We start from the raw sequence: 18717 nt of genomic DNA, 5'->3' as shown, positions 1-18717 counted from the left end.
GTAGTTGCGACACAAATACCGTTCACTGCATGATGAGACGTTTTAAAACAGCTGCGTTCATCAAAATCCCGATAACGCATCCAGATGCGCCAACTTAGTGCGACTAACGTTCCTCCAGATACAAGGCCATCCGCTCCTCATCATGAAACTGTCCGTCTATGCACAAAGCGCGGCGGTCGATTCCGCAAGACTCAAATCCCAGTTTGGCATACAGGGACCGGGCGCGAGCATTGATCGTGTTGACTCGCAAGTCCAGCTGGATCACTTCCGGGATATTCCGGGCATGCGCAATGACCGCCTCCAGCAAGCCCTGCGCAACGCCGGCGGTACGCGCTTGCGGCGTAACATAGACTCCCACGATAGTCGCACGGTGGCAGATCTTGCTCCTTGGATCGCGTATCAAACCGACCGTGCCAACCAGGACATCCTCTTGAAACGCGCCATACGTTACTTGAAAAGGACCGGCATTCAAGCGTGTCACCATCTGGTCGTCAGGCAAACTGCCTTCTTCGTCGTAGGTCGGAACAAAGGAAGATGGCGAATCCAGGATGGATTCCATTCTTAGGCGGCGATAGGACGAAAGATCTTGCGGCGACAGAGCTCTGATTTTCATATGAGATAATCCATCCTTGATTTACATGCATAGAAGAAATATTTTACCGTAACAGCAGCCTGCGAAGATATGCTGCAATCACCATCCGTTCCTGTATCCTTTTAACAGGGTAAATGATTGCCTGCAGCCATGCAGCGTTGAATATTTTGCAGGTGAAGCGCATTTCAATCGTAAAATCCGTATCCCCATTTTTTAAGCGGTCCTCCCCATGAATCTCGACGAACCCCTCTCAGACAAAGAATTTGACGAACTGGACGATTTTTTATTGTCCGATCGTTGCGCTGAAGACAGCATGACCATGGATACCCTGCATGGCTATCTGACGGCGCTGGTGATCGGGCCGGAACAGGTGCTGCTGGGTGAATGGCTTCCGCATGTATGGGGACCGTCGCTGAAGGACGCGCCGAAATTCAAGTCCGACAAGGAATTTGAAAAAATCGTCGGCCTGATCGCCCGCTACATGAATGAAATCGCGGTCACGCTGGAAGTTGCCCCGAAAGAATATGAACCGCTGTTCTGTGAACATGAGCACGAAGGCAAGGCCTTGCTCGATGGCGAAGCCTGGGCCTGGGGTTTCTGGGAAGGCATCAATATCCGCGCCAAAGCCTGGGAGCCGATCTGGCATTCCAACCTGGCGACGGTAGTCCGGCCTATCTATCTGCTGGGTGCGGAAGAGCTGGAAGAAGAGGAAATGGCGCTGCGCGAGGATCCTGTGCAACGCCACAAGCTGGCAGTGGAAGTGGAAGCGGCAATTCCGGAAATTTACCGCTACTGGCTGCCGCATCGCAAATCAGCGATCAAGACCATGCAACGCGAGACGCCGAAAATCGGCCGCAACGACGATTGCAGCTGTGGCAGCGGCAAGAAATTCAAGAAGTGCTGCGGCCTGAATACGACGGAAGATTAATCCAAGACGCACTTGAAGCAATGACAGGCCGGGTTGGCATCATGCAACCCGGCCTGTTGTTTATTCCCCGCGATTTATTTCCTGCTATTTATTCCTTGATGAAATGCTCGCGGTAGTAGCGCAGTTCTTCAATCGATTCGAGGATATCGGCCAGCGCAGTGTGTTTCTGGTGTTTCTTGAAACCGCTCGCCAGTTCCGGCTTCCAACGGCGGCACAACTCTTTGAGGGTCGACACGTCCAGGTTGCGATAGTGGAAAAACGCTTCCAGCTTCGGCATGCCGCGCGCCATGAACCGGCGATCCTGGCAAATCGTGTTGCCGCACATCGGCGACTTGCCGTTCGGCACGTATTTCTTCAGGAATTCGATCAACGCCAGTTCAGCGTCGTTTTCAGTCACGGTCGAAGTTTTTACGCGCTCGATCAGGCCGGAACGGCCATGCGTCCCCTTGTTCCAGGCGTCCATGCCGTCCATGATCTCGTCGGCCTGGTGGATCGCAAACACCGGCCCTTCAGCCAGGATATTCAGTTGCGGATCGGTAACCACGACAGCCACCTCGATGATGCGGTCGTTATCCGGGTCGAGCCCGGTCATTTCCATGTCGACCCAAATCAGGTTGAATTCATTCGGCCGCACCGGCGCCGCCGGAACAGGCGTGGCAGCAGGAGTAGCGGAGATATCGGCGGCTTGTGACATAATTGTTCTCTTGGTTATTTAAGCAGTTTTTTTGCGGTGTTCCATTTGAAATCTGCCGCAAAGCGCCTCTAAGAACCGTAGCGAGCAAACCCAAGGTCTGGTTAAGAAGCGCAGCTGTACTTCAGTACAGCGAGCATCGCAGGCCAGAGATTGGGTTGCGCAGTAGGTTCTTGGAGGCGCCATTGGATGCTATTTTCTCACATAGGGACTACATGTCTTCATTTGCATTTTCAGTTTTGTTTGTAGTTTTCCTGGCAATTACCCTGGTAGTACGCTTTTGGCTGGGTTCCCGCCAGATTCGGCATGTGATCAGCCACCGCAGCGCTGTGCCTGCCGAATTTGCGGAAAAGATCCCCTTGGCGGCGCATCAGCGCGCTGCCGACTACACTGTTGCCAAGACCAAATTCAGCATGTTTTCGATGCTGGTCAGTTCCGCTGTCCTGATCGGCTTCACCTTGCTAGGCGGCTTGCAGTTGCTTTCCAATATCATGTTCAACTGGGCCGGTCCTGGCATGGTCTATCAATTGGGCTTGCTGGTGGCCTTCGGCGCTATTGCCGGCCTGATCGACCTGCCTTTGGACTACTACAAGCAGTTTGTACTGGAAGCGCGTTTCGGTTTTAACAAGATGACCGTCAAGCTGTTCTTCACCGACATCTTGAAAAATACCTTGATCGGCGCAGCCATCGGCTTGCCCTTGGTCTGGGTGGTGCTGTTGCTGATGGCCAAATCCGGCGATCTCTGGTGGTTCTATGCCTGGCTGGTGTTCAGCGGCTTCCAGTTGCTCATGCTAGTGCTCTACCCGACCGTGATTGCACCGCTGTTCAACAAATTCACGCCACTTACCGACGACACCCTGCGTGAGCGCATCGAAGGCTTGATGAAGCGCGTCGGCTTTGCATCCAAGGGCCTGTTCGTGATGGATGGCTCCAAGCGCAGCGCCCACGGCAATGCTTACTTTTCAGGCTTCGGCGCCGGCAAGCGCATCGTCTTTTTCGACACTTTGCTGGCACGCCTGTCGCCGCATGAAATCGAAGCAGTGCTGGCGCACGAACTGGGCCACTTCAAACTCAAGCATATCGTCAAGCGCATCGCCGTGATGTTTGCGATTTCACTCGCGTTCCTGGCGCTGCTGGGTTATCTGAAGCAACAACTGTGGTTTTACACGGGGCTGGGCGTCAATCCGCTGCTGCTGGCCGACCTGAGCAACAACGACGCCATGGCGTTGATCCTGTTCATGCTGGCGCTGCCGATCTTTACTTTCCTGTTGTCGCCGCTGTCATCGATCAGCTCGCGCAAACATGAATTCGAAGCCGATGCGTTTGCCGTCAAACATACCAACGGCGCCGACCTGGTGACTGCGCTGGTCAAGCTCTACGAGGACAACGCCTCGACCCTGACCCCCGATCCGCTGCATTCGGCATTCTACGACTCCCACCCGCCTGCCACCGTGCGTATCAACCGTTTGCTAGCAGCCCATGGTTAATCACGCCAGGCAGGAACACAAGGATCAAGCCGGCAGCGGCCTGGTGATCGCCGCGCATGGCCGCCATTACCTGGTGCAAGCCAAGATCGACGGCCAGTCTCTCAAGTTGCAATGCGTCACCCGCGGCAAGAAAAGCGATGTCGCCGTTGGCGACCGGGTCCAGCTGAAAACCACCTCCCCCAACCAGGGCGTAATCGAAGCCATCGACGAACGCAACAGCTTGCTGTACCGCTCCGATCAATACAAATCCAAGCTGCTGGCGGCGAATGTCACGCAGTTGTTCATCGTCGTGGCGACTGAACCAGGCTTCGCGGACGACCTGATTTCACGCGCCCTGGTGGCGGCTGAAGCGGCCGGCGTCAAGGCGCATATCGTGCTCAACAAGACCGATATCGTCGAAGCGCTGGAGAAAACCCGGCAGCGCCTGCAGATGTACGCAAACCTCGGCTATCCGGTGCATGAGGTATCGGCGCGCGCGTTTCCCGAAGAAACCTGCGCCACCCTGTGGCCTTTGCTGAAAGGACAGTCGACCATCCTGATCGGCCAGTCAGGCATGGGGAAATCGTCGATCATCAACCTGATCGTGCCGGATGCCGATATTGCCGTACGCGAAATCTCGGCGGCCCTCGATACCGGCAAGCACACCACCACCTTCACCCGCCTGTATGAACTCGATGCAGATGCTGGCACACCGGACGCTCAACCGGCCAGCATCATCGATTCGCCGGGATTCCAGGAGTTCGGCCTGTACCAGCTGAGCGAAGGCATGCTGGAACGCGCCTTCGTCGAATTCACGCCCTATCTGGGAAAATGTAAATTCTATAACTGCCATCACCTGATCGAGCCTAGCTGCGCGGTGCTGGAAGCGGTAAAGGACAACAAGATAGCCTCGATGCGGCACCAGCTATATGTGCAGTTGCTGCACGAATCGTCGCAAAAACTGTATTAAATACACGCTGGCGACCGGTTGTTACCAGGAAATGGCGTGCCATCTTATTAATGATAAATAAGCAATCTTTTGACGGGTATCTTTTCTAGCAAAATCCCTTATAATTGAAGCACTTATTTCATTTCTAAGCCAATCGTGAGGCGTCTTCCAAGCCCACGCCAAGCATCTACGACGGTCTGCAAAACCAGCGGTTGATTTAAAAATGGAATTCCAACTTTCGGCGGCAGTCGCCACAGCGGCCGCCGTTTTCATTTATGGCAATCAAACATTACCTGCAGTTTTCTGATTTTTCGCTGGACGAATACGAGTACGTGATCGAACGTAGCCGTCTCATCAAACGCAAATTCAAGAATTACGAACCGCACTACACGCTGCTGGACCGCACGCTGGTGATGGTGTTCGAAAAAAACTCGACCCGCACCCGCTTGTCCTTCGAAGCCGGCATGCATCAGCTGGGTGGCGCCGCCATCTACCTGAACACGCGCGACAGCCAGCTGGGCCGCGGCGAGCCGGTGGAAGATGCGGCGCAGGTCATGTCGCGCATGTGCGACGTCATCATGATCCGCACATTCGGCCAGGAAATCATCGAGCGCTTCGCCTCCCATTCGCGGGTGCCGGTAATCAACGGCCTGACCAATGAGCAGCATCCCTGCCAGGTATTGGCCGATGTTTTCACCTACATCGAGCACCGCGGCTCCATCGCCGGCAAGAAAGTCGCGTGGATCGGCGACGCCAACAATATGCTGTATTCGTGGCTGCAGGCGGCGCAGGTGTTTGGTTTCCACGTCAACGTATCGACCCCTAAGGGCTACGACCTCGATCCGACACAAGTAGCGGCCGACAACCAGCGCTATACCTTGTTCGCCAACCCGTCCGATGCCTGCGAGGGCGTTGACCTGGTCACCACCGATGTCTGGACCAGCATGGGTTACGAAGATGAAAACGCCGCGCGCCTGAAAGCGTTCGACGGCTGGATCGTCGACCAGGCCAAGATGCAACGCGCCAACGCCGATGCCTTGTTCATGCATTGCCTGCCGGCGCATCGCGGCGAGGAAGTATCAGCCGAAGTGATCGACGGCCCGCAATCGGTGGTCTGGGACGAAGCGGAAAATCGCCTGCATGTGCAGAAGGCCCTGCTCGAATATCTCGTGCTGGGTAAAGTTGCGGAGTAAGCAAACCATGATCGATCATACCGGCGTCACCGTTAGCGACTATCACAAGAGCAAGGCGTTTTATAACGCCGCCTTGGGTGCTATCGGCTACCAGCTGCTGCTGGAATTCCCGGCAGAAGTGGCGGGCACCGACGTCGCCGGTTTCGGCGAAGCGCCCAAACCCGATTTCTGGATCTCCCGGGCGACGGCAGAAAAGCCGGCCCATCAACAAACGATTCATTTCGCTTTCAGGGTGGCCAGCCGGGCTCAGGTGGACGCCTTTTATCAAGCAGGACTCGAAGCGGGCGGCGCCGACAATGGCGCACCCGGTCCACGGCCGCACTATCACCAAAATTATTATAGTGCGTTCGTGAAAGACCCCGACGGCCACAACATCGAAGCCGTTTGCCACGATCCTCAGTAACCATTTCAACCTATATAGAAATATCATGTCCAACATCCTGCAATCCGTTCCAGTCAATCAAAAAGTCGGCATCGCCTTTTCCGGCGGCCTCGATACCAGCGCTGCGCTGCACTGGATGCGCCAGAAAGGCGCCATTCCTTACGCCTATACCGCCAACCTGGGCCAGCCTGACGAGCCGGACTACAACGAGATCCCGAAAAAAGCCAAGGCCTATGGCGCTGAACTGGCGCGCCTGGTCGATTGCCGCGAACAGCTGGTGGCCGAAGGTATCGCCGCGCTGCAAAGCGGCGCCTTCCACATCTCCACGGCTGGCGTAACTTACTTCAACACCACACCGCTCGGACGCGCTGTCACTGGCACCATGCTGGTGGCCGCCATGCGCGAAGACAATGTCGACATCTGGGGCGACGGCAGCACCTTCAAGGGCAACGATATCGAGCGTTTCTATCGCTACGGCTTGCTGGTCAACCCTAACCTGAGAATCTACAAGCCCTGGCTTGACGATCGCTTCATCCAGGAACTGGGCGGCCGCAAGGAAATGTCGGAATTCATGATCGCTTCCGGTTTCGACTACAAGATGTCGGTTGAAAAAGCCTATTCGACCGATTCCAACATGCTGGGCGCAACGCATGAAGCGAAAGACCTCGAGCACCTGAATTGCGGCATGAAGATCGTAGAACCAATTATGGGCGTTGCTTTCTGGCGCGACGACGTTGAAGTCAAGCGCGAGGAAGTCACTGTGCGCTTTGAACAAGGCCAGCCGGTCGCACTCAACGGCGTCGTGTACGCCAACCCGGTTGATTTGCTGATGGAAGCCAACCGCATCGGCGGACGCCACGGCCTGGGTATGAGCGACCAGATCGAAAACCGCATTATCGAAGCCAAGAGCCGCGGCATCTATGAAGCGCCTGGTCTGGCCCTGCTGTTCATCGCCTACGAGCGTCTGGTGACCGGCATCCACAATGAAGACACCATCGAGCAATACCGCGAAAACGGCCGCAAACTGGGCCGCCTGCTGTATCAAGGCCGCTGGTTCGACTCGCAGGCGATCATGCTGCGCGAATCGGCGCAACGCTGGGTGGCGCGCGCCATCACAGGCGAAGTCACAATCGAGCTGCGTCGCGGCAACGACTATTCGATTCTCAACACGGAATCGGCCAACCTGACCTACCAGCCGGAACGCCTGACCATGGAAAAGGGCGAAGGCGCGTTCTCGCCGCAAGACCGTATCGGCCAGCTGACCATGCGTAACCTCGATATCAGCGATACGCGCCAAAAACTGGCGATTTATCAAAGCACCGGCCTGCTCGCTTCCAGCAACGCCGTCTCGCTGCCGTTGCTCGACAAAGACGCCGACTGATATTCTTCCAAAAGAAAAAAAACCGACAACATGACTGTCCAATTCGACCACGTATCCGTACTCAAACAAGCTAGCGTCTACTTTGACGGCAAATGCATCTCACATACCGTTGTTTTCCCTAACGGTAGCAAAAAGACACTCGGCGTCATTTTGCCGTCTTCGCTGACATTCGGCACCGGCGTTGCCGAAGTGATGGAAATCACTAGCGGCGTCTGTCGCGTGCGCCAGCAAGGTCAGCAGCTGTGGACCAAGTACACAGGCGGCGGACGTTTTGAGATTCCGGCGAATTCCAGTTTCGATATCGAGACGCTGGAAACTGTGAACTACGTTTGTCATTACGGTTAAAACTGTCAAAAAAAAGCCCGTGGTGCTGATGCACACGGGCTAAAGATCCATTACTTTAGGGAGTGTTGGATATGAGACAGGTTGAAGCATAGGCGCTCAGTGTGACTTGATTGTGACAAAAAACGCCTGCAACAACATACATTCCCTAAACAAAAATCGGCTCAGGCTCCAGCGCCACGCCAAATTTCCCCATCACGTCGGCCTGCACCGCTTGCGCCAGCCGCACCACATCCTGGCCAGTGGCCGCCCCCCTGTTCACCAGCACCAGTGCCTGTTTTTCATAGACGCCTGCGGCGCCCAGGTTCTTTCCTTTCCAACCACACTGATCTATCAGCCAGCCTGCAGCCAGCTTGTAACTGCCGTCCGGCTGCGCATAGTTCACCAGTTGCGGATACTGCTCGAGCAGCGCGTTGCGTTGTTGTTCCGACACAAGCGGATTCTTGAAAAAACTGCCGGCATTACCGATCGCGGCAGGATCGGGCAATTTACGGGTGCGAATCGCTATCACCGCGTCGCTGATATCGCGTGCGCCTGGTTGCGACAATTTGCGCGCATCAAGTTCTTGCGCTACATCGGCATAACGCAGATTTGGTTGCCAGCGCTTGGGCAAGGCAAACGTCACGTCCAGCACCACCGCGCGGTCCCGCAGACCGTGCTTGAAGATGCTGTCGCGATAGGCAAAAGCGCAGGCCGCACGGTCCAAGGCCAGAATCTCGCCGCTCTCCATATCGATCGCGGTCAACGCATGAAAGCGCTCTTGCAACTCGACGCCGTAGGCGCCTATATTCTGGATCGGTGAAGCACCGACGCTGCCGGGGATCAGGGACAGATTCTCCAGGCCGCCTAGCCCCTGCTCCAGCGTCCATTGCACCAGGCCATGCCAGTTCTCGCCAGCCGCCGCACGTACATAAATGGCATCATCGTCTTCACCGATAATTTCCCTGCCGCGGCTGCGCATATGCAATACCAGGCCAGGGAAATCCTGCGTCAGGACCAGATTGCTGCCGCCTCCCAGCACCAGGCGCGGCAAAGCGGCGGTCTGGACATCCGACCTCAGCGCATGCAGGGTCTCGACAGAAGTAACCGGCAGATAGGCATGCGCCTTGGCGTCAATACCGAACGTATTGTGCTGGCGTAGTGAGAAGTCGAATTCGAGCGGAAGCGGGGAGATAGTCATAGCACCGGGATTATAAACGCAAGCGGCTAGCACCCAGCGGGCGAAAAGCGGCAACTGGCCTCAATACGTCGGAAAGATAACCACGCAGCAAGAAATCGGCTAACAATTCGACTAACGACTAACAATTGCATAACATTCGACCAACCAGCCCACACCGCAGGTTTTTTGTCCGATAAAATGCGCATAGTCAGACGGCCGCGCTGCAACCAGCCGGCCAGTTTTATTTGAACATACTGAAGGAATACCACCATGCCATCATTCGATACCGTATCGGAAGCCAATCTGGTCGAAGTAAAAAACGCCAACGACCAGGCCAACAAGGAAATTGCGACCCGCTTCGACTTCAAGGGCAGCGACGCCCGCATCGAGTTGAAAGAGCGTGACCTGACCGCCTACGCCGACTCGGAATTCCAGCTGAGCCAAGTGCGCGACGTGCTGACCGCGAAACTGGTCAAGCGCAATGTCGATACCCGCTTCCTCGACATCGGTAAAATCGAAAAAATCGGCGGCGACAAGGTCAAGCAAGTGATCAAGATCAAGAATGGCATTGAATCCGAGGCCGCCAAGAAGATCGTGCGTATCGTCAAAGATAGCAAGATGAAGGTCCAGGCCAGCATCCAGGGGGACGCCGTACGCATCACCGGCGCCAAGCGCGACGACTTGCAGGCAGCGATGGCGATGCTGCGCAAGGAAGTGGCAGATCTGCCGCTGGAATTCAATAATTTCCGTGACTAAATAGTGGCAATTGGCAACAGACAGGGTTACCATCGTCTGCTGTTGCCAACGGTTCAAGTTGCTTGAATGGTACGACAACGCTATCTCAACCTCTTGCCCGGAAAGTCGGCTCCTCATGCGCCAATTCGCTTTAGCCTCCAGCCTGTTTTTGCTCACCACCTTTTCCGGCGTAGTCCAAGCCTCCGATATCGGCGTAGTCGGTCTGTTTCCCGGAAAGGCCGTCTTGGTGATCGACGGTTCCTCGCCCAAGACTTTTTCGGTGGGAAGCAAGGTTGCCGATGACGCCAAGCTGGTCGAAGCCAATAGCACCACCGCAACGCTGGAGATCAAAGGCAAACGGCAAGTCATCGGCATCGGCGAATACGTCAGCCGTAGTGCGCCTGGCGCTTCCTCCAGCGTCACCCTGAAGGTCAATCCGGATGGCCACTTCGTGGCGCAAACCCAGGTTAACGGCAGCATGATGACCATGCTGGTCGATACCGGGGCGACCATGATTGCGCTGCCGGCATCGGAGGCCTCAAGGCTGGGCGTCGATTACAAAAAAGGCCAGATGGTCATGGTCAATACCGCCAACGGCCCGGCGCCGGCGTACCGGGTCAAGCTGAATACGGTGAAAGTCGGCGATATTGAAATGAACCAGGTTGATGCCCTGGTGCAAGAAGCCGGGCTACCGTTTGCCCTGCTCGGAATGTCGTTCCTGAACCGCACCGAGATGCGGCGCGAAGGCGAGATGATGGTGCTGACCAAGCGCTTCTGATACAGTTTGGCAGCCAAGATTGCAGGCCGGACCAATTCGATTGGTCCGGCCTGTTTTCAATTACGCCGGGCTGGCGTTCAGCAAACGACGTTGCTTGACCGCTGCTGCCAGACCTTCCAGCACCGCCACGCTTTCTTCCCAATTGATGCAGCCGTCTGTCACTGACTGGCCGTAGACCAGCTCCTTGCCTGGCACCAGATCCTGGCGACCAGCAATCAGGTGCGACTCAATCATGACGCCGACAATTCGTCCGTCCCCGGCCGCTACCTGGTTGCCAATATCGGCGCAGACCGGAATCTGGTTCTCCGGTTTCTTCGAACTGTTGGCATGCGAAGCATCGATCATCAGGCGCGATGCCAAGCCGCTGGTCGCGATATCCTTGCAAGCTGCATCCACGCTGGCTGCATCATAGTTCGGCGCTTTACCGCCGCGCAGAATGATGTGGCAGTCTTCATTGCCGTTGGTCGAAACGATCGCAGAGTGACCGCCCTTGGTCACCGACAGGAAATGGTGCGGCTGCGAGGCCGCCTTGATGGCGTCCACTGCAATCTTGATGTTGCCGTCGGTGCCGTTCTTGAAACCAACTGGGCAAGACAGGCCGGACGCCAGCTCGCGATGCACTTGCGATTCTGTGGTGCGGGCGCCGATGGCGCCCCAGCTGATCAGGTCGGCGATGTATTGCGGACTGATCACATCCAGGAATTCAGTACCCGCCGGCAGGCCTAGTTCGTTGATGTTCAACAGCAGCTCGCGCGCCATGCGCAGACCGTCGTTGATGCGGAAGCTGTTGTCCATGTAAGGATCGTTGATCAGTCCCTTCCAGCCGACCGTGGTGCGCGGCTTTTCGAAATACACGCGCATGATGATTTCCAGCTCGCCCTTGAAGCGCTCGCGCTCGCCGATCAGGCGGCCTGCATATTCCATCGCAGCCTTGGTATCGTGGATCGAGCACGGTCCGATCACCACCATCAGGCGGTCGTCCTGACCATGCAGGATGCGATGCAGCGCAATCCGCGAATTGGCGGCGGTTTCAGCCACTTTCTCGGAGCAGCCGAATTCGCGGATCAGATGTGACGGTGGAACTAGTTCTTTCATTTCTCGTATGCGCAGATCGTCGGTGCGTAGCATGCTTTTCTCCTGGCTCAAAAGTGACTGGGTATAAAAAAACCGCCATCGCTGGCGGTTTTTTAGAAATTTCGGTTTGCTCTTTACTTACGAACGCTTACCGCTTTTCACCGCCGTGGGGCTGGAATAGCTAAAGTAAAAAAAGAAATAAGCGCGTGCGAATGACATAAAACGATGTTTTTCAGTAAAGGATTATTAAAATCAAGATCTATAGTGCAGGATTTCCAGAAGTTTGGCAAGGCCAGTATTACCACATTACTTATGTATAGCGAGACAATACTGGCCGGCAAAAATAAGTTAATGCATAGCGATTGCGTGCCCTGAACCAATCACGGGAGCAATACCGTCACGCCGGTCCAACCGCCCTGCCAGCGTGGTCAAGCCAAGTGCCGCCAGAACCACGATAGCGCCGATCCATGGCGTCGCCATCAAACCAAAATGACTCACAATCAGACCTCCGCCCCAGGCGCCGAGGGCAATGCCGATGTTGAACGCGGCGATATTCAAGCCAGAGGCGACATCCACTGCACGCGGCGCATGCCGTTCAGCCTGTTGCACCACATACACTTGCAAGCCAGGCACATTACCGAAGGCGAAAGCGCCCCACGCCAATACCGTCAAGACTGCCAGCCACGGATTCGACGCCGTGAAAGTCAGCGCAAACAAGACCACCGCTAGCATGGCAAACACAATTTGCAAGGCCCGTATCGGCCCCTTCTTGTCGGCCAGCTTACCGCCCCAGATATTCCCGAACGCTACGGAGACACCGTACACCAGCATCACCAGGCTGACTGTGGCAGCCGAAAATCCGGAGATTTCCTGCAGAATTGGCGCCAGGTAGGTAAAGGCGATAAAAGTACCGCCGTAGCCCAGCGCCGTGATCGCATACACCAGCAGCAGTCGTGGTTTCTTCAATACGGAAGCCTGGGTCAGCAACGATGCCGGCTTGCTGCCCTTGATATCGTCAGGCACGAGTATCAAGCTGCCGACAAAGGCAATCACGCCCAGCAGCGAAACGGCCAGGAAAGTCGTTTGCCAGCCCCAGGTCTGGCCGATCCAGGTTCCCAGCGGTACGCCGGTGACCAACGCCACGGTCAGGCCGGTGAACATGATGGCGATTGCGCTAGCCGCCTTTTCCTTCGGCACCAGGCTGGTAGCGATGGTCGAACCGATGGAAAAGAACACGCCGTGCGCCAGGCCGGTCAGCACGCGCGCCGCCATCAAGGCTTCATAGCCCGGCGCCATCCAGGCCACCAGGTTACCGACGGTAAACAGCGCCATCAGGCCCAGCAACAGATGCTTACGTGGCACGCGGCCGGTCAACGCGGTGAGTACCGGCGCGCCGACGGCGACGCCCAAGGCATACAGGCTGACCAGCAGGCCGGCCGAAGGTACTGAGACGCCAAGATTGGCGGCGATGGTAGGAATCAGACCGACAATCACGAATTCGGTGGTTCCTATGGCAAAAGCGCTGAGTGTGAGCGCCCAGAGTGCGAGTGGCATGATGGTTTCCTGTTGTCATTTAACGCCATGCAGTTTGACGCCTGCAAAGACAAAGAAAAACCGCTGTGACCACAATACATATTTGATTAAAAATCAAAAATAGATAACATTTAGTGCCAATTACGCAGCAATTTCAGCTTCGGGAATTTGACCGCAAGAGTCGGGGTGCAACCTCAAGATGGCCCGTCTACACTTGGCGTAGCCATAGTCAAACCCGTCTGGAAAAACAATGAATATAGTGCACACCACAGTTGGCAGTGACGCGTCAATCGCAATGAGGATCTGCGGCGTTGACTGGGACGGCGTCGCAAGGGATCTGGACAGTTACGGTAGCGCCGTGCTAGCCCAACTGCTTACACCGCAGGAATGCCAGGCCTTGATCGCGCTGTATGCTCAGAAAGAATTGTTTCGCAGCCGAATCGTGATGGAGCGCCATGGATTCGGTCGTGGCGAATATCAATATTTCAGCTATCCGCTGCCGGATCTGGTCGGCGATTTGCGCAATATGCTCTACCCGCAACTGGTCGCGATTGCCAACCGCTGGAATGCCACAATGAACATTGACGTCCGTTTTCCTGCGCAGCATGCCGATTTCATCGCCCGCTGCCATGCAGCCGGCCAGCAGCGGCCAACGCCGCTCATACTGCAATACGGCGCCAGCGACTACAACTGCCTGCATCAAGATTTATACGGCGAACATGTATTTCCATTGCAAGCAGCGATCCTGCTGTCAGAACCGGGGCGAGATTTCAGTGGCGGGGAATTTGTCATGACCGAACAACGCCCACGCATGCAATCGCGGCCGGAAGTCGTCCCGCTCACCAGAGGCGATGCCGTCATCTTTGCAGTTAACAATCGCCCGGTGCAAGGTCAACGCGGCCCATATAGGGTAAATTTACGGCATGGCGTCAGTCGCATCCGTTCCGGCGCACGGCATACCCTAGGTGTAATTTTTCACGACGCGCAATAAAAGCTGATCATGACTTTCGATTTATTTGACGCACTAGAAGCAACCGAGCAAAGCCAGGAACAGCTGGCGCCAGGCGCCTTTGTCTTGCGCGCTTTTGCCCTGCCTTACGTGCAGCAGTTGTTACCCGCGCTGGCAGCTATCGAGCAAGCCTCGCCCTTCCGGCATCTGATTACGCCTGGCGGCTTTCGCATGTCGGTGGCGATGACCTGCTGCGGCGAACTCGGCTGGACCAGCGATCGCCGCGGCTACCGCTACAGCGCCATCGATCCGGATACCGGCAGGCACTGGCCGCCACTACCCACTGTTTTTTTGCAACTGGCGCAAAGCGCCGCCGCGCAAGCCGGCTTTGATGGTTTTATGCCCGAAGCCTGCCTGATCAATCGCTATGAACCCGGCACCCGATTGACGCTGCATCAAGACAAGGACGAACTGGATTATGGCGCACCGATCGTCTCGGTATCGCTGGGCATTCCCGCGATGTTTCTGTTTGGCGGGAACGCGCGCAACGACAAGGCCGCACGCGTGCCGCTGTTCCATGGCGATGTGGTGGTATGGGGCGGGCCGGACCGGCTACGCTTTCATGGCATCTTGCCGCTGAAGGAAGCAGAACATTCCTTGCTCGGCCGGCAGCGCATCAACCTCACTTTTCGGAAGGTGGCATAAATGAAGAGTGCGAAGATTGCCGCGGATATTTCCCAAGCCGCTTATCGCAAGGCTGAGATTTTCCTGTCGGCACTGGATCATGACTGGGCGCGTCACATCGCAAGCATCGGCCCCTGCCTGCATGCCGCCAAACCGGCCCGCGAGCCGTATCAGGCGCTGGTGCGCGCCATCGCCTATCAACAATTGCACGTACGCGCCGGCGACGCCATCCTGGGCCGTATGCTGGCATTGTATGGGGACAATGGCGAAAGCAATTTTCCGACAGCACGGCAATTGCTCGATACCGACGTCGCCACGCTGCGTGGTTGCGGCTTTTCGGCCAGCAAGATCGCCACCATTCACGGCATTGCGCAAGCGGCGCTGGACGGCGTGGTTCCCTTGCGCAAAGAAGCGCTGGCCATGAGCGATGCGGCGCTGATCGAACGGCTGGTGACGCTGCGCGGCGTCGGCCAGTGGACTGTCGAGATGCTGCTGATTTATACGCTGGAACGTTCAGACATCTTGCCGGCCGACGATTTCGGCGTACGCGAAGGTTATCGTCGCTTGAAGAACCTGGCGCAGACGCCAACTAGAAAACAGATCGGTGAAATCGGCCTGGCCTGGAGCCCCTATCGCACGGTGGCCTCCTGGTATCTGTGGCGCTTGCCGAAGACGCCTGCCGCCAATGAAGTTATTTGAATTTGAAAGCAAGACCCGGAGTGTAAGCGGCCAGATGAGTGGCTAAAGTAGAGCTACACTAATCCAACTGGAAGCCGACATGCGAACCCTCACACCGCAACAACATACTTTGGGACAGAGCGCAGAACACGACCCGCGCTGGACTGCCGTACTGGCCAGGGATCCCTCTGCCGACAAACTGTTTGTGTATGCAGTCAAAACCACCGGCGTGTATTGCCGCCCAAGCAGCCCGACACGCCTGCCGCGCCCGGAAAACGTCGAGTTTTTCGACACGCCGGCCGCCGCCGAAGCCGCCGGCTACCGCGCCAGCAAACGCAGCGCGGACCAGACCACGATCGCAGCCCAGCATGCCGAACTGGTGGCGGCCGCCTGCAGAAATATCGAGACCGCGCTGGAACTACCGAGCCTGGAAACCCTGGCAGCCGATGCCGGTCTTAGCGTCTACCATTTCCACCGCGTCTTCAAAGCAGTCACCGGATTGACGCCGAAAGGCTACGCCGACGCCAACCGGGCAAAGAAAGTACGCGACCACCTGAGCCGTAGCCACTCGGTTACCGAAGCCATCTACGATGCCGGCTTCAACTCGAACAGCCGCTTCTACGAAGCCTCCGGCAAAGTACTCGGCATGACGCCGACCGATTATCGCGCCGGCGGCGCCAACACCGAGATTCGCTTCGCTATCGGCGAGTGCTCACTGGGCGCGATCCTGGTCGCACAAAGCGATCGCGGCGTGTGCGCAATCCTGCTGGGCGATGATCCGAACGCACTGGCGCACGATCTGCAAGACAAATTCCCGCGCGCCCACCTGATCGGCGCCGACCACGATTTCGAGCAACTAGTGGCGCAAGTGGTTGGCTTCATCGAGGCTCCCGCCCTCGGCCTCGACTTGCCGCTGGATGTACGCGGCACGGCTTTCCAACAGCGCGTGTGGCAAGCGCTGCGTGAGATTCCCGTCGGCAGCACCGCGAGCTACGCAGAAATAGCAGCCCGTATCGGTTCGCCCAAGGCAGTCCGCGCAGTAGCGCAAGCCTGCGCCGCCAACACGCTGGCGGTAGCGATTCCCTGCCATCGGGTGATACGTAGCGATGGCAGCGGCTCCGGCTATCGCTGGGGCGTAGAACGCAAGCGCGCCCTGCTGGAACGGGAAAGCCGGGATTGAATATCATGCCTGGCGATATCAACAGAACATGGAAACTGATCGGCGCCGATGGCAAGACTTATGACAGCACGCAAGCAGGCAGTCTTGGCGGCCATCGCCGCAGCCGCATCTACGGCCGTCTCGACTGCCGTTCGGCACTGCAAGCCATCGCCAAAGGCGGCTATGTGATGAACCGGGTATTTTTTCTCGACAGGGCCGATGCCGAAGGCGCAGGTTATCGGCCGTGCGCAGTCTGTTTGCCGCAAGATTACGCGCGCTGGAAAATCAGGAAAATCTAAGCGGCATTTGATGTCGGTTTGAAGCCAGTTATTAATCGACTATTGCATTGCGACTATTGCATTGCAACTATTACACCGCGATTATTACACCGGCCGTAACTGCTCCGCCAGCGAGCGTGTTTTCTCGCTGACCACGTCGCCGGTGTGCAGGGTCGATTTACGTTCAATCAGCATGATGTGGCACTCTTCCTCCGCCACCGGATTATGTCGTACGCCCTTGGGGACGATAAACATCTCGCCTTCAGCAAGTTCGACCGCGCCGTCTTCCATTTCAATCCGCAAATGGCCTTTGAGAATCAGGAACAATTCATCTTCGTTGTCGTGGCTATGCCAGGCCAGTGAACCTTTGACTTTGGCCACCTTGATATACGCATCGTCAACCTCACCCACTACCCGGGGCGACCAGTGTTCTGTCAGTGACGCGGCTATTTTCTTTGGTGATGAAACGTTAGTCATGATGATCTCGCAGGTTGAAGTTCAATTGAATTTTAACTCACCGACCTTTTAACTTATTTGCTAGATAATTTCTTACCTGCTGCTCCTGTTCGACTGACATTTCCCCCAGAATCCCATGCCGATGCGCCGGGATATGCGTGGCGACGTCATCGTTTTCATCGAAAACATAATGATTGAAGACGGCCGCCCAGGCCTGCCGGTATGCGGGTGCGCGGCGCTTCAGATTGAGCAGTGCCAGCATCAGGCTGTCAAAACCTGAATGCGCCGAATCCGCAGTGCCGACTGCACCACCCCACCAGTAATTGACAAGGATATTGCAGGCTTGCAGCGACTCCACGTGGTGCCACCATAAGGGCGGTATGTAGAGCGCGTCGCCGGGTTCCAGTTCGGCGACTTGCGCTGCCGCGAGTGCATTTTTGAATTTGGGGTATTTATCGAAATCCGGCTCGCTCAACGACACCATGCTGATCGGCGCGCCTGTAGGCGCAAAATCCACCGGCCCGATATACAGGTTGCCAATCTGCTCCGGCGGAAATAAGGTAAAGCGGCGCTTGCCGCTGACCACACACGCGATATTGTGGGCATCGTCGAAATGTGCGGGCGTGGTGACGGCATTGCCTATCCATATTCTTGGTATGACTTCCGGGCCGAGCACCGGCAATTTATTATCGTCCAAAAAACCCGGCAGGCAATTTGCAATCAACGCGCTTTGCGCGGCGACGGCAGGAGGATTGGGGAAGGAACGATAACGCGCCAACTGGTCGATAATCGCCGAGACCGGCAAGCGGTTGCGCACGTAATTGAAACCGTTCATGGCCTCATCGTAAAAGATGCGGCCCTTGGCTTCCGGCCGCGTCATGATCGCATCGACATCGCTGCCGTTGTCCAGCTTCTTCAGATAGTTACATACCGCTTCGGTCGAAGTCTTTGCCAATTTCACTGCCGGCCAGTCGTTGACATAACCGCGCAATACCACGGGCTTGTATTGTGCGGCGATCTCTTCCATGAACGTTCTGTCATCGACACCGAATCGTTCGGGAATGGATTGCAATGCTTGGCTCATTCAACATCCTTGTGGTTGGAAGATCTGCGTCGACTAGCCCTTTCAGGATAACCCGATTTCCGCAAAATTTGGGACGGCTCAGTTGAAAATGACAGATGTGAACAAGGCAAGACCCGCACAGCATCGGTGCAGCGCGCCATTGTGAGGGCAATGATAAAATCACAGTACGAATACAGGGATAAAGAAGCAAATCTATTAGTGAGGATGCAATGCCCGTAATCGGAAT

Annotated in this window: 21 protein-coding genes; 14 read left to right on the top strand and 7 right to left on the bottom strand. The window is 56.3% G+C overall.

Annotation, left to right across the window (positions count from 1 at the left end):
* Positions 1 to 103: 103 nt before the first annotated feature.
* The gene (locus tag LT85_RS06430; protein ID WP_038486697.1) at positions 104 to 613 is read right to left on the bottom strand and encodes a GNAT family N-acetyltransferase; all 510 of its coding nucleotides are present in this window, start codon (positions 611 to 613) and stop codon (positions 104 to 106) included.
* A 208-nt stretch (positions 614 to 821) separates the two neighbouring features.
* Between LT85_RS06430 and LT85_RS06425 the strand changes: the two genes are divergently transcribed.
* Positions 822 to 1520 carry a UPF0149 family protein gene (locus LT85_RS06425; protein WP_038486694.1) on the top strand — a complete coding sequence of 233 codons (699 nt, stop codon included), beginning with the start codon at positions 822 to 824 and terminating at the stop codon, positions 1518 to 1520.
* A gap of 88 nt (positions 1521 to 1608) precedes the next feature.
* On the opposite strand, the gene orn is transcribed toward LT85_RS06425, so the two are convergent.
* Positions 1609 to 2214 (bottom strand): oligoribonuclease, encoded by a 606-nt coding sequence (orn, locus tag LT85_RS06420; protein ID WP_052134771.1) that lies wholly within the window; start codon positions 2212 to 2214, stop codon positions 1609 to 1611.
* 212 nt (positions 2215 to 2426) lie between these two features.
* Between orn and LT85_RS06415 the strand changes: the two genes are divergently transcribed.
* The 6 genes from LT85_RS06415 (at position 2427) to LT85_RS06390 (ending at position 7927) form a co-directional block, all read left to right on the top strand.
* On the top strand, positions 2427 to 3698 hold the full coding sequence (locus LT85_RS06415) for a M48 family metallopeptidase (RefSeq protein ID WP_038486691.1): 1272 nt from the start codon (positions 2427 to 2429) through the stop codon (positions 3696 to 3698).
* On the top strand, positions 3691 to 4647 hold the full coding sequence (rsgA, locus tag LT85_RS06410; protein ID WP_038486688.1) for a ribosome small subunit-dependent GTPase A: 957 nt from the start codon (positions 3691 to 3693) through the stop codon (positions 4645 to 4647). The genes LT85_RS06415 and rsgA overlap by 8 nt, the downstream gene beginning before the upstream one ends.
* Before the next feature lie 254 nt (positions 4648 to 4901).
* Complete coding sequence (gene argF, locus LT85_RS06405; RefSeq protein WP_038486685.1) at positions 4902 to 5819, top strand: ornithine carbamoyltransferase; 918 nt, start codon at positions 4902 to 4904, stop codon at positions 5817 to 5819.
* Positions 5820 to 5826: 7 nt separating this feature from the next.
* Positions 5827 to 6222 (top strand): VOC family protein, encoded by a 396-nt coding sequence (locus LT85_RS06400; RefSeq protein WP_038486680.1) that lies wholly within the window; start codon positions 5827 to 5829, stop codon positions 6220 to 6222.
* A 25-nt stretch (positions 6223 to 6247) separates the two neighbouring features.
* Complete coding sequence (gene argG, locus LT85_RS06395; RefSeq protein WP_038486677.1) at positions 6248 to 7582, top strand: argininosuccinate synthase; 1335 nt, start codon at positions 6248 to 6250, stop codon at positions 7580 to 7582.
* Positions 7583 to 7612: 30 nt separating this feature from the next.
* Positions 7613 to 7927 carry a pyrimidine/purine nucleoside phosphorylase gene (locus LT85_RS06390; protein ID WP_038486674.1) on the top strand — a complete coding sequence of 105 codons (315 nt, stop codon included), beginning with the start codon at positions 7613 to 7615 and terminating at the stop codon, positions 7925 to 7927.
* 145 nt (positions 7928 to 8072) lie between these two features.
* Here the strand turns inward: LT85_RS06390 and murB are convergent, their stop codons facing one another.
* Positions 8073 to 9104, bottom strand: coding sequence for a UDP-N-acetylmuramate dehydrogenase (murB, locus tag LT85_RS06385; protein ID WP_172656950.1), 1032 nt, complete (start codon positions 9102 to 9104; stop codon positions 8073 to 8075).
* A 249-nt stretch (positions 9105 to 9353) separates the two neighbouring features.
* Here murB and LT85_RS06380 point away from each other — a divergent pair, with 249 nt between their 5' ends.
* Entirely contained in the window at positions 9354 to 9839 is a 486-nt protein-coding gene (locus LT85_RS06380) for a YajQ family cyclic di-GMP-binding protein (protein ID WP_038486671.1), read from the top strand.
* Between the two features lie 115 nt (positions 9840 to 9954).
* On the top strand, positions 9955 to 10596 hold the full coding sequence (locus LT85_RS06375; protein WP_038486668.1) for a retropepsin-like aspartic protease family protein: 642 nt from the start codon (positions 9955 to 9957) through the stop codon (positions 10594 to 10596).
* Positions 10597 to 10656: 60 nt separating this feature from the next.
* Here LT85_RS06375 and aroG read toward each other — a convergent pair whose 3' ends face one another.
* Entirely contained in the window at positions 10657 to 11724 is a 1068-nt protein-coding gene (aroG, locus tag LT85_RS06370; RefSeq protein ID WP_038486665.1) for a 3-deoxy-7-phosphoheptulonate synthase AroG, read from the bottom strand.
* 294 nt (positions 11725 to 12018) lie between these two features.
* Positions 12019 to 13224: an MFS transporter gene (locus tag LT85_RS06365; RefSeq protein WP_038486663.1), complete on the bottom strand. Its 1206-nt coding sequence runs from the start codon at positions 13222 to 13224 to the stop codon at positions 12019 to 12021.
* A gap of 274 nt (positions 13225 to 13498) precedes the next feature.
* Between LT85_RS06365 and LT85_RS06360 the strand changes: the two genes are divergently transcribed.
* The 5 genes from LT85_RS06360 to LT85_RS06340 all read left to right on the top strand — a co-directional run bounded on the left by LT85_RS06360 (position 13499) and on the right by LT85_RS06340 (position 16972).
* Positions 13499 to 14194 (top strand): 2OG-Fe(II) oxygenase, encoded by a 696-nt coding sequence (locus LT85_RS06360; protein WP_437177291.1) that lies wholly within the window; start codon positions 13499 to 13501, stop codon positions 14192 to 14194.
* 6 nt (positions 14195 to 14200) lie between these two features.
* Complete coding sequence (alkB, locus tag LT85_RS06355) at positions 14201 to 14857, top strand: DNA oxidative demethylase AlkB (RefSeq protein WP_437177290.1); 657 nt, start codon at positions 14201 to 14203, stop codon at positions 14855 to 14857.
* Positions 14858 to 15535 carry a DNA-3-methyladenine glycosylase family protein gene (locus LT85_RS06350; RefSeq protein WP_038486654.1) on the top strand — a complete coding sequence of 226 codons (678 nt, stop codon included), beginning with the start codon at positions 14858 to 14860 and terminating at the stop codon, positions 15533 to 15535.
* A gap of 79 nt (positions 15536 to 15614) precedes the next feature.
* The gene (gene ada / locus LT85_RS06345; protein WP_052134770.1) at positions 15615 to 16694 is read left to right on the top strand and encodes a bifunctional DNA-binding transcriptional regulator/O6-methylguanine-DNA methyltransferase Ada; all 1080 of its coding nucleotides are present in this window, start codon (positions 15615 to 15617) and stop codon (positions 16692 to 16694) included.
* Positions 16695 to 16699: 5 nt separating this feature from the next.
* Entirely contained in the window at positions 16700 to 16972 is a 273-nt protein-coding gene (locus tag LT85_RS06340; protein WP_038495237.1) for an Ada metal-binding domain-containing protein, read from the top strand.
* Positions 16973 to 17056: 84 nt separating this feature from the next.
* Here the strand turns inward: LT85_RS06340 and LT85_RS06335 are convergent, their stop codons facing one another.
* Positions 17057 to 17428 carry a cupin domain-containing protein gene (locus tag LT85_RS06335; protein WP_038486652.1) on the bottom strand — a complete coding sequence of 124 codons (372 nt, stop codon included), beginning with the start codon at positions 17426 to 17428 and terminating at the stop codon, positions 17057 to 17059.
* 37 nt (positions 17429 to 17465) lie between these two features.
* On the bottom strand, positions 17466 to 18491 hold the full coding sequence (locus LT85_RS06330) for a cupin-like domain-containing protein (RefSeq protein WP_038486649.1): 1026 nt from the start codon (positions 18489 to 18491) through the stop codon (positions 17466 to 17468).
* Between the last annotated feature and the right edge of the window lie 226 nt (positions 18492 to 18717).

This window comes from Collimonas arenae (assembly GCF_000786695.1).
Classification (GTDB): Bacteria; Pseudomonadota; Gammaproteobacteria; order Burkholderiales; family Burkholderiaceae_D; genus Collimonas; species Collimonas arenae_A.
Note: the sequence above shows the minus strand (reverse complement) of the source record. Positions and strands in the feature narration are given on the sequence as shown.

Coding starts and splice junctions, on each gene's coding strand:
- LT85_RS06430 (WP_038486697.1), bottom strand. CDS start 613: ATGAAAATCAGAGCTCTGTCGCCGCAAGATCTTTCGTCCTATCGCCGC.
- LT85_RS06425 (WP_038486694.1), top strand. CDS start 822: ATGAATCTCGACGAACCCCTCTCAGACAAAGAATTTGACGAACTGGAC.
- orn (WP_052134771.1), bottom strand. CDS start 2,214: ATGTCACAAGCCGCCGATATCTCCGCTACTCCTGCTGCCACGCCTGTT.
- LT85_RS06415 (WP_038486691.1), top strand. CDS start 2,427: ATGTCTTCATTTGCATTTTCAGTTTTGTTTGTAGTTTTCCTGGCAATT.
- rsgA (WP_038486688.1), top strand. CDS start 3,691: ATGGTTAATCACGCCAGGCAGGAACACAAGGATCAAGCCGGCAGCGGC.
- argF (WP_038486685.1), top strand. CDS start 4,902: ATGGCAATCAAACATTACCTGCAGTTTTCTGATTTTTCGCTGGACGAA.
- LT85_RS06400 (WP_038486680.1), top strand. CDS start 5,827: ATGATCGATCATACCGGCGTCACCGTTAGCGACTATCACAAGAGCAAG.
- argG (WP_038486677.1), top strand. CDS start 6,248: ATGTCCAACATCCTGCAATCCGTTCCAGTCAATCAAAAAGTCGGCATC.
- LT85_RS06390 (WP_038486674.1), top strand. CDS start 7,613: ATGACTGTCCAATTCGACCACGTATCCGTACTCAAACAAGCTAGCGTC.
- murB (WP_172656950.1), bottom strand. CDS start 9,104: ATGACTATCTCCCCGCTTCCGCTCGAATTCGACTTCTCACTACGCCAG.
- LT85_RS06380 (WP_038486671.1), top strand. CDS start 9,354: ATGCCATCATTCGATACCGTATCGGAAGCCAATCTGGTCGAAGTAAAA.
- LT85_RS06375 (WP_038486668.1), top strand. CDS start 9,955: ATGCGCCAATTCGCTTTAGCCTCCAGCCTGTTTTTGCTCACCACCTTT.
- aroG (WP_038486665.1), bottom strand. CDS start 11,724: ATGCTACGCACCGACGATCTGCGCATACGAGAAATGAAAGAACTAGTT.
- LT85_RS06365 (WP_038486663.1), bottom strand. CDS start 13,224: ATGCCACTCGCACTCTGGGCGCTCACACTCAGCGCTTTTGCCATAGGA.
- LT85_RS06360 (WP_437177291.1), top strand. CDS start 13,499: ATGAGGATCTGCGGCGTTGACTGGGACGGCGTCGCAAGGGATCTGGAC.
- LT85_RS06350 (WP_038486654.1), top strand. CDS start 14,858: ATGAAGAGTGCGAAGATTGCCGCGGATATTTCCCAAGCCGCTTATCGC.
- ada (WP_052134770.1), top strand. CDS start 15,615: ATGCGAACCCTCACACCGCAACAACATACTTTGGGACAGAGCGCAGAA.
- LT85_RS06340 (WP_038495237.1), top strand. CDS start 16,700: ATGCCTGGCGATATCAACAGAACATGGAAACTGATCGGCGCCGATGGC.
- LT85_RS06335 (WP_038486652.1), bottom strand. CDS start 17,428: ATGACTAACGTTTCATCACCAAAGAAAATAGCCGCGTCACTGACAGAA.
- LT85_RS06330 (WP_038486649.1), bottom strand. CDS start 18,491: ATGAGCCAAGCATTGCAATCCATTCCCGAACGATTCGGTGTCGATGAC.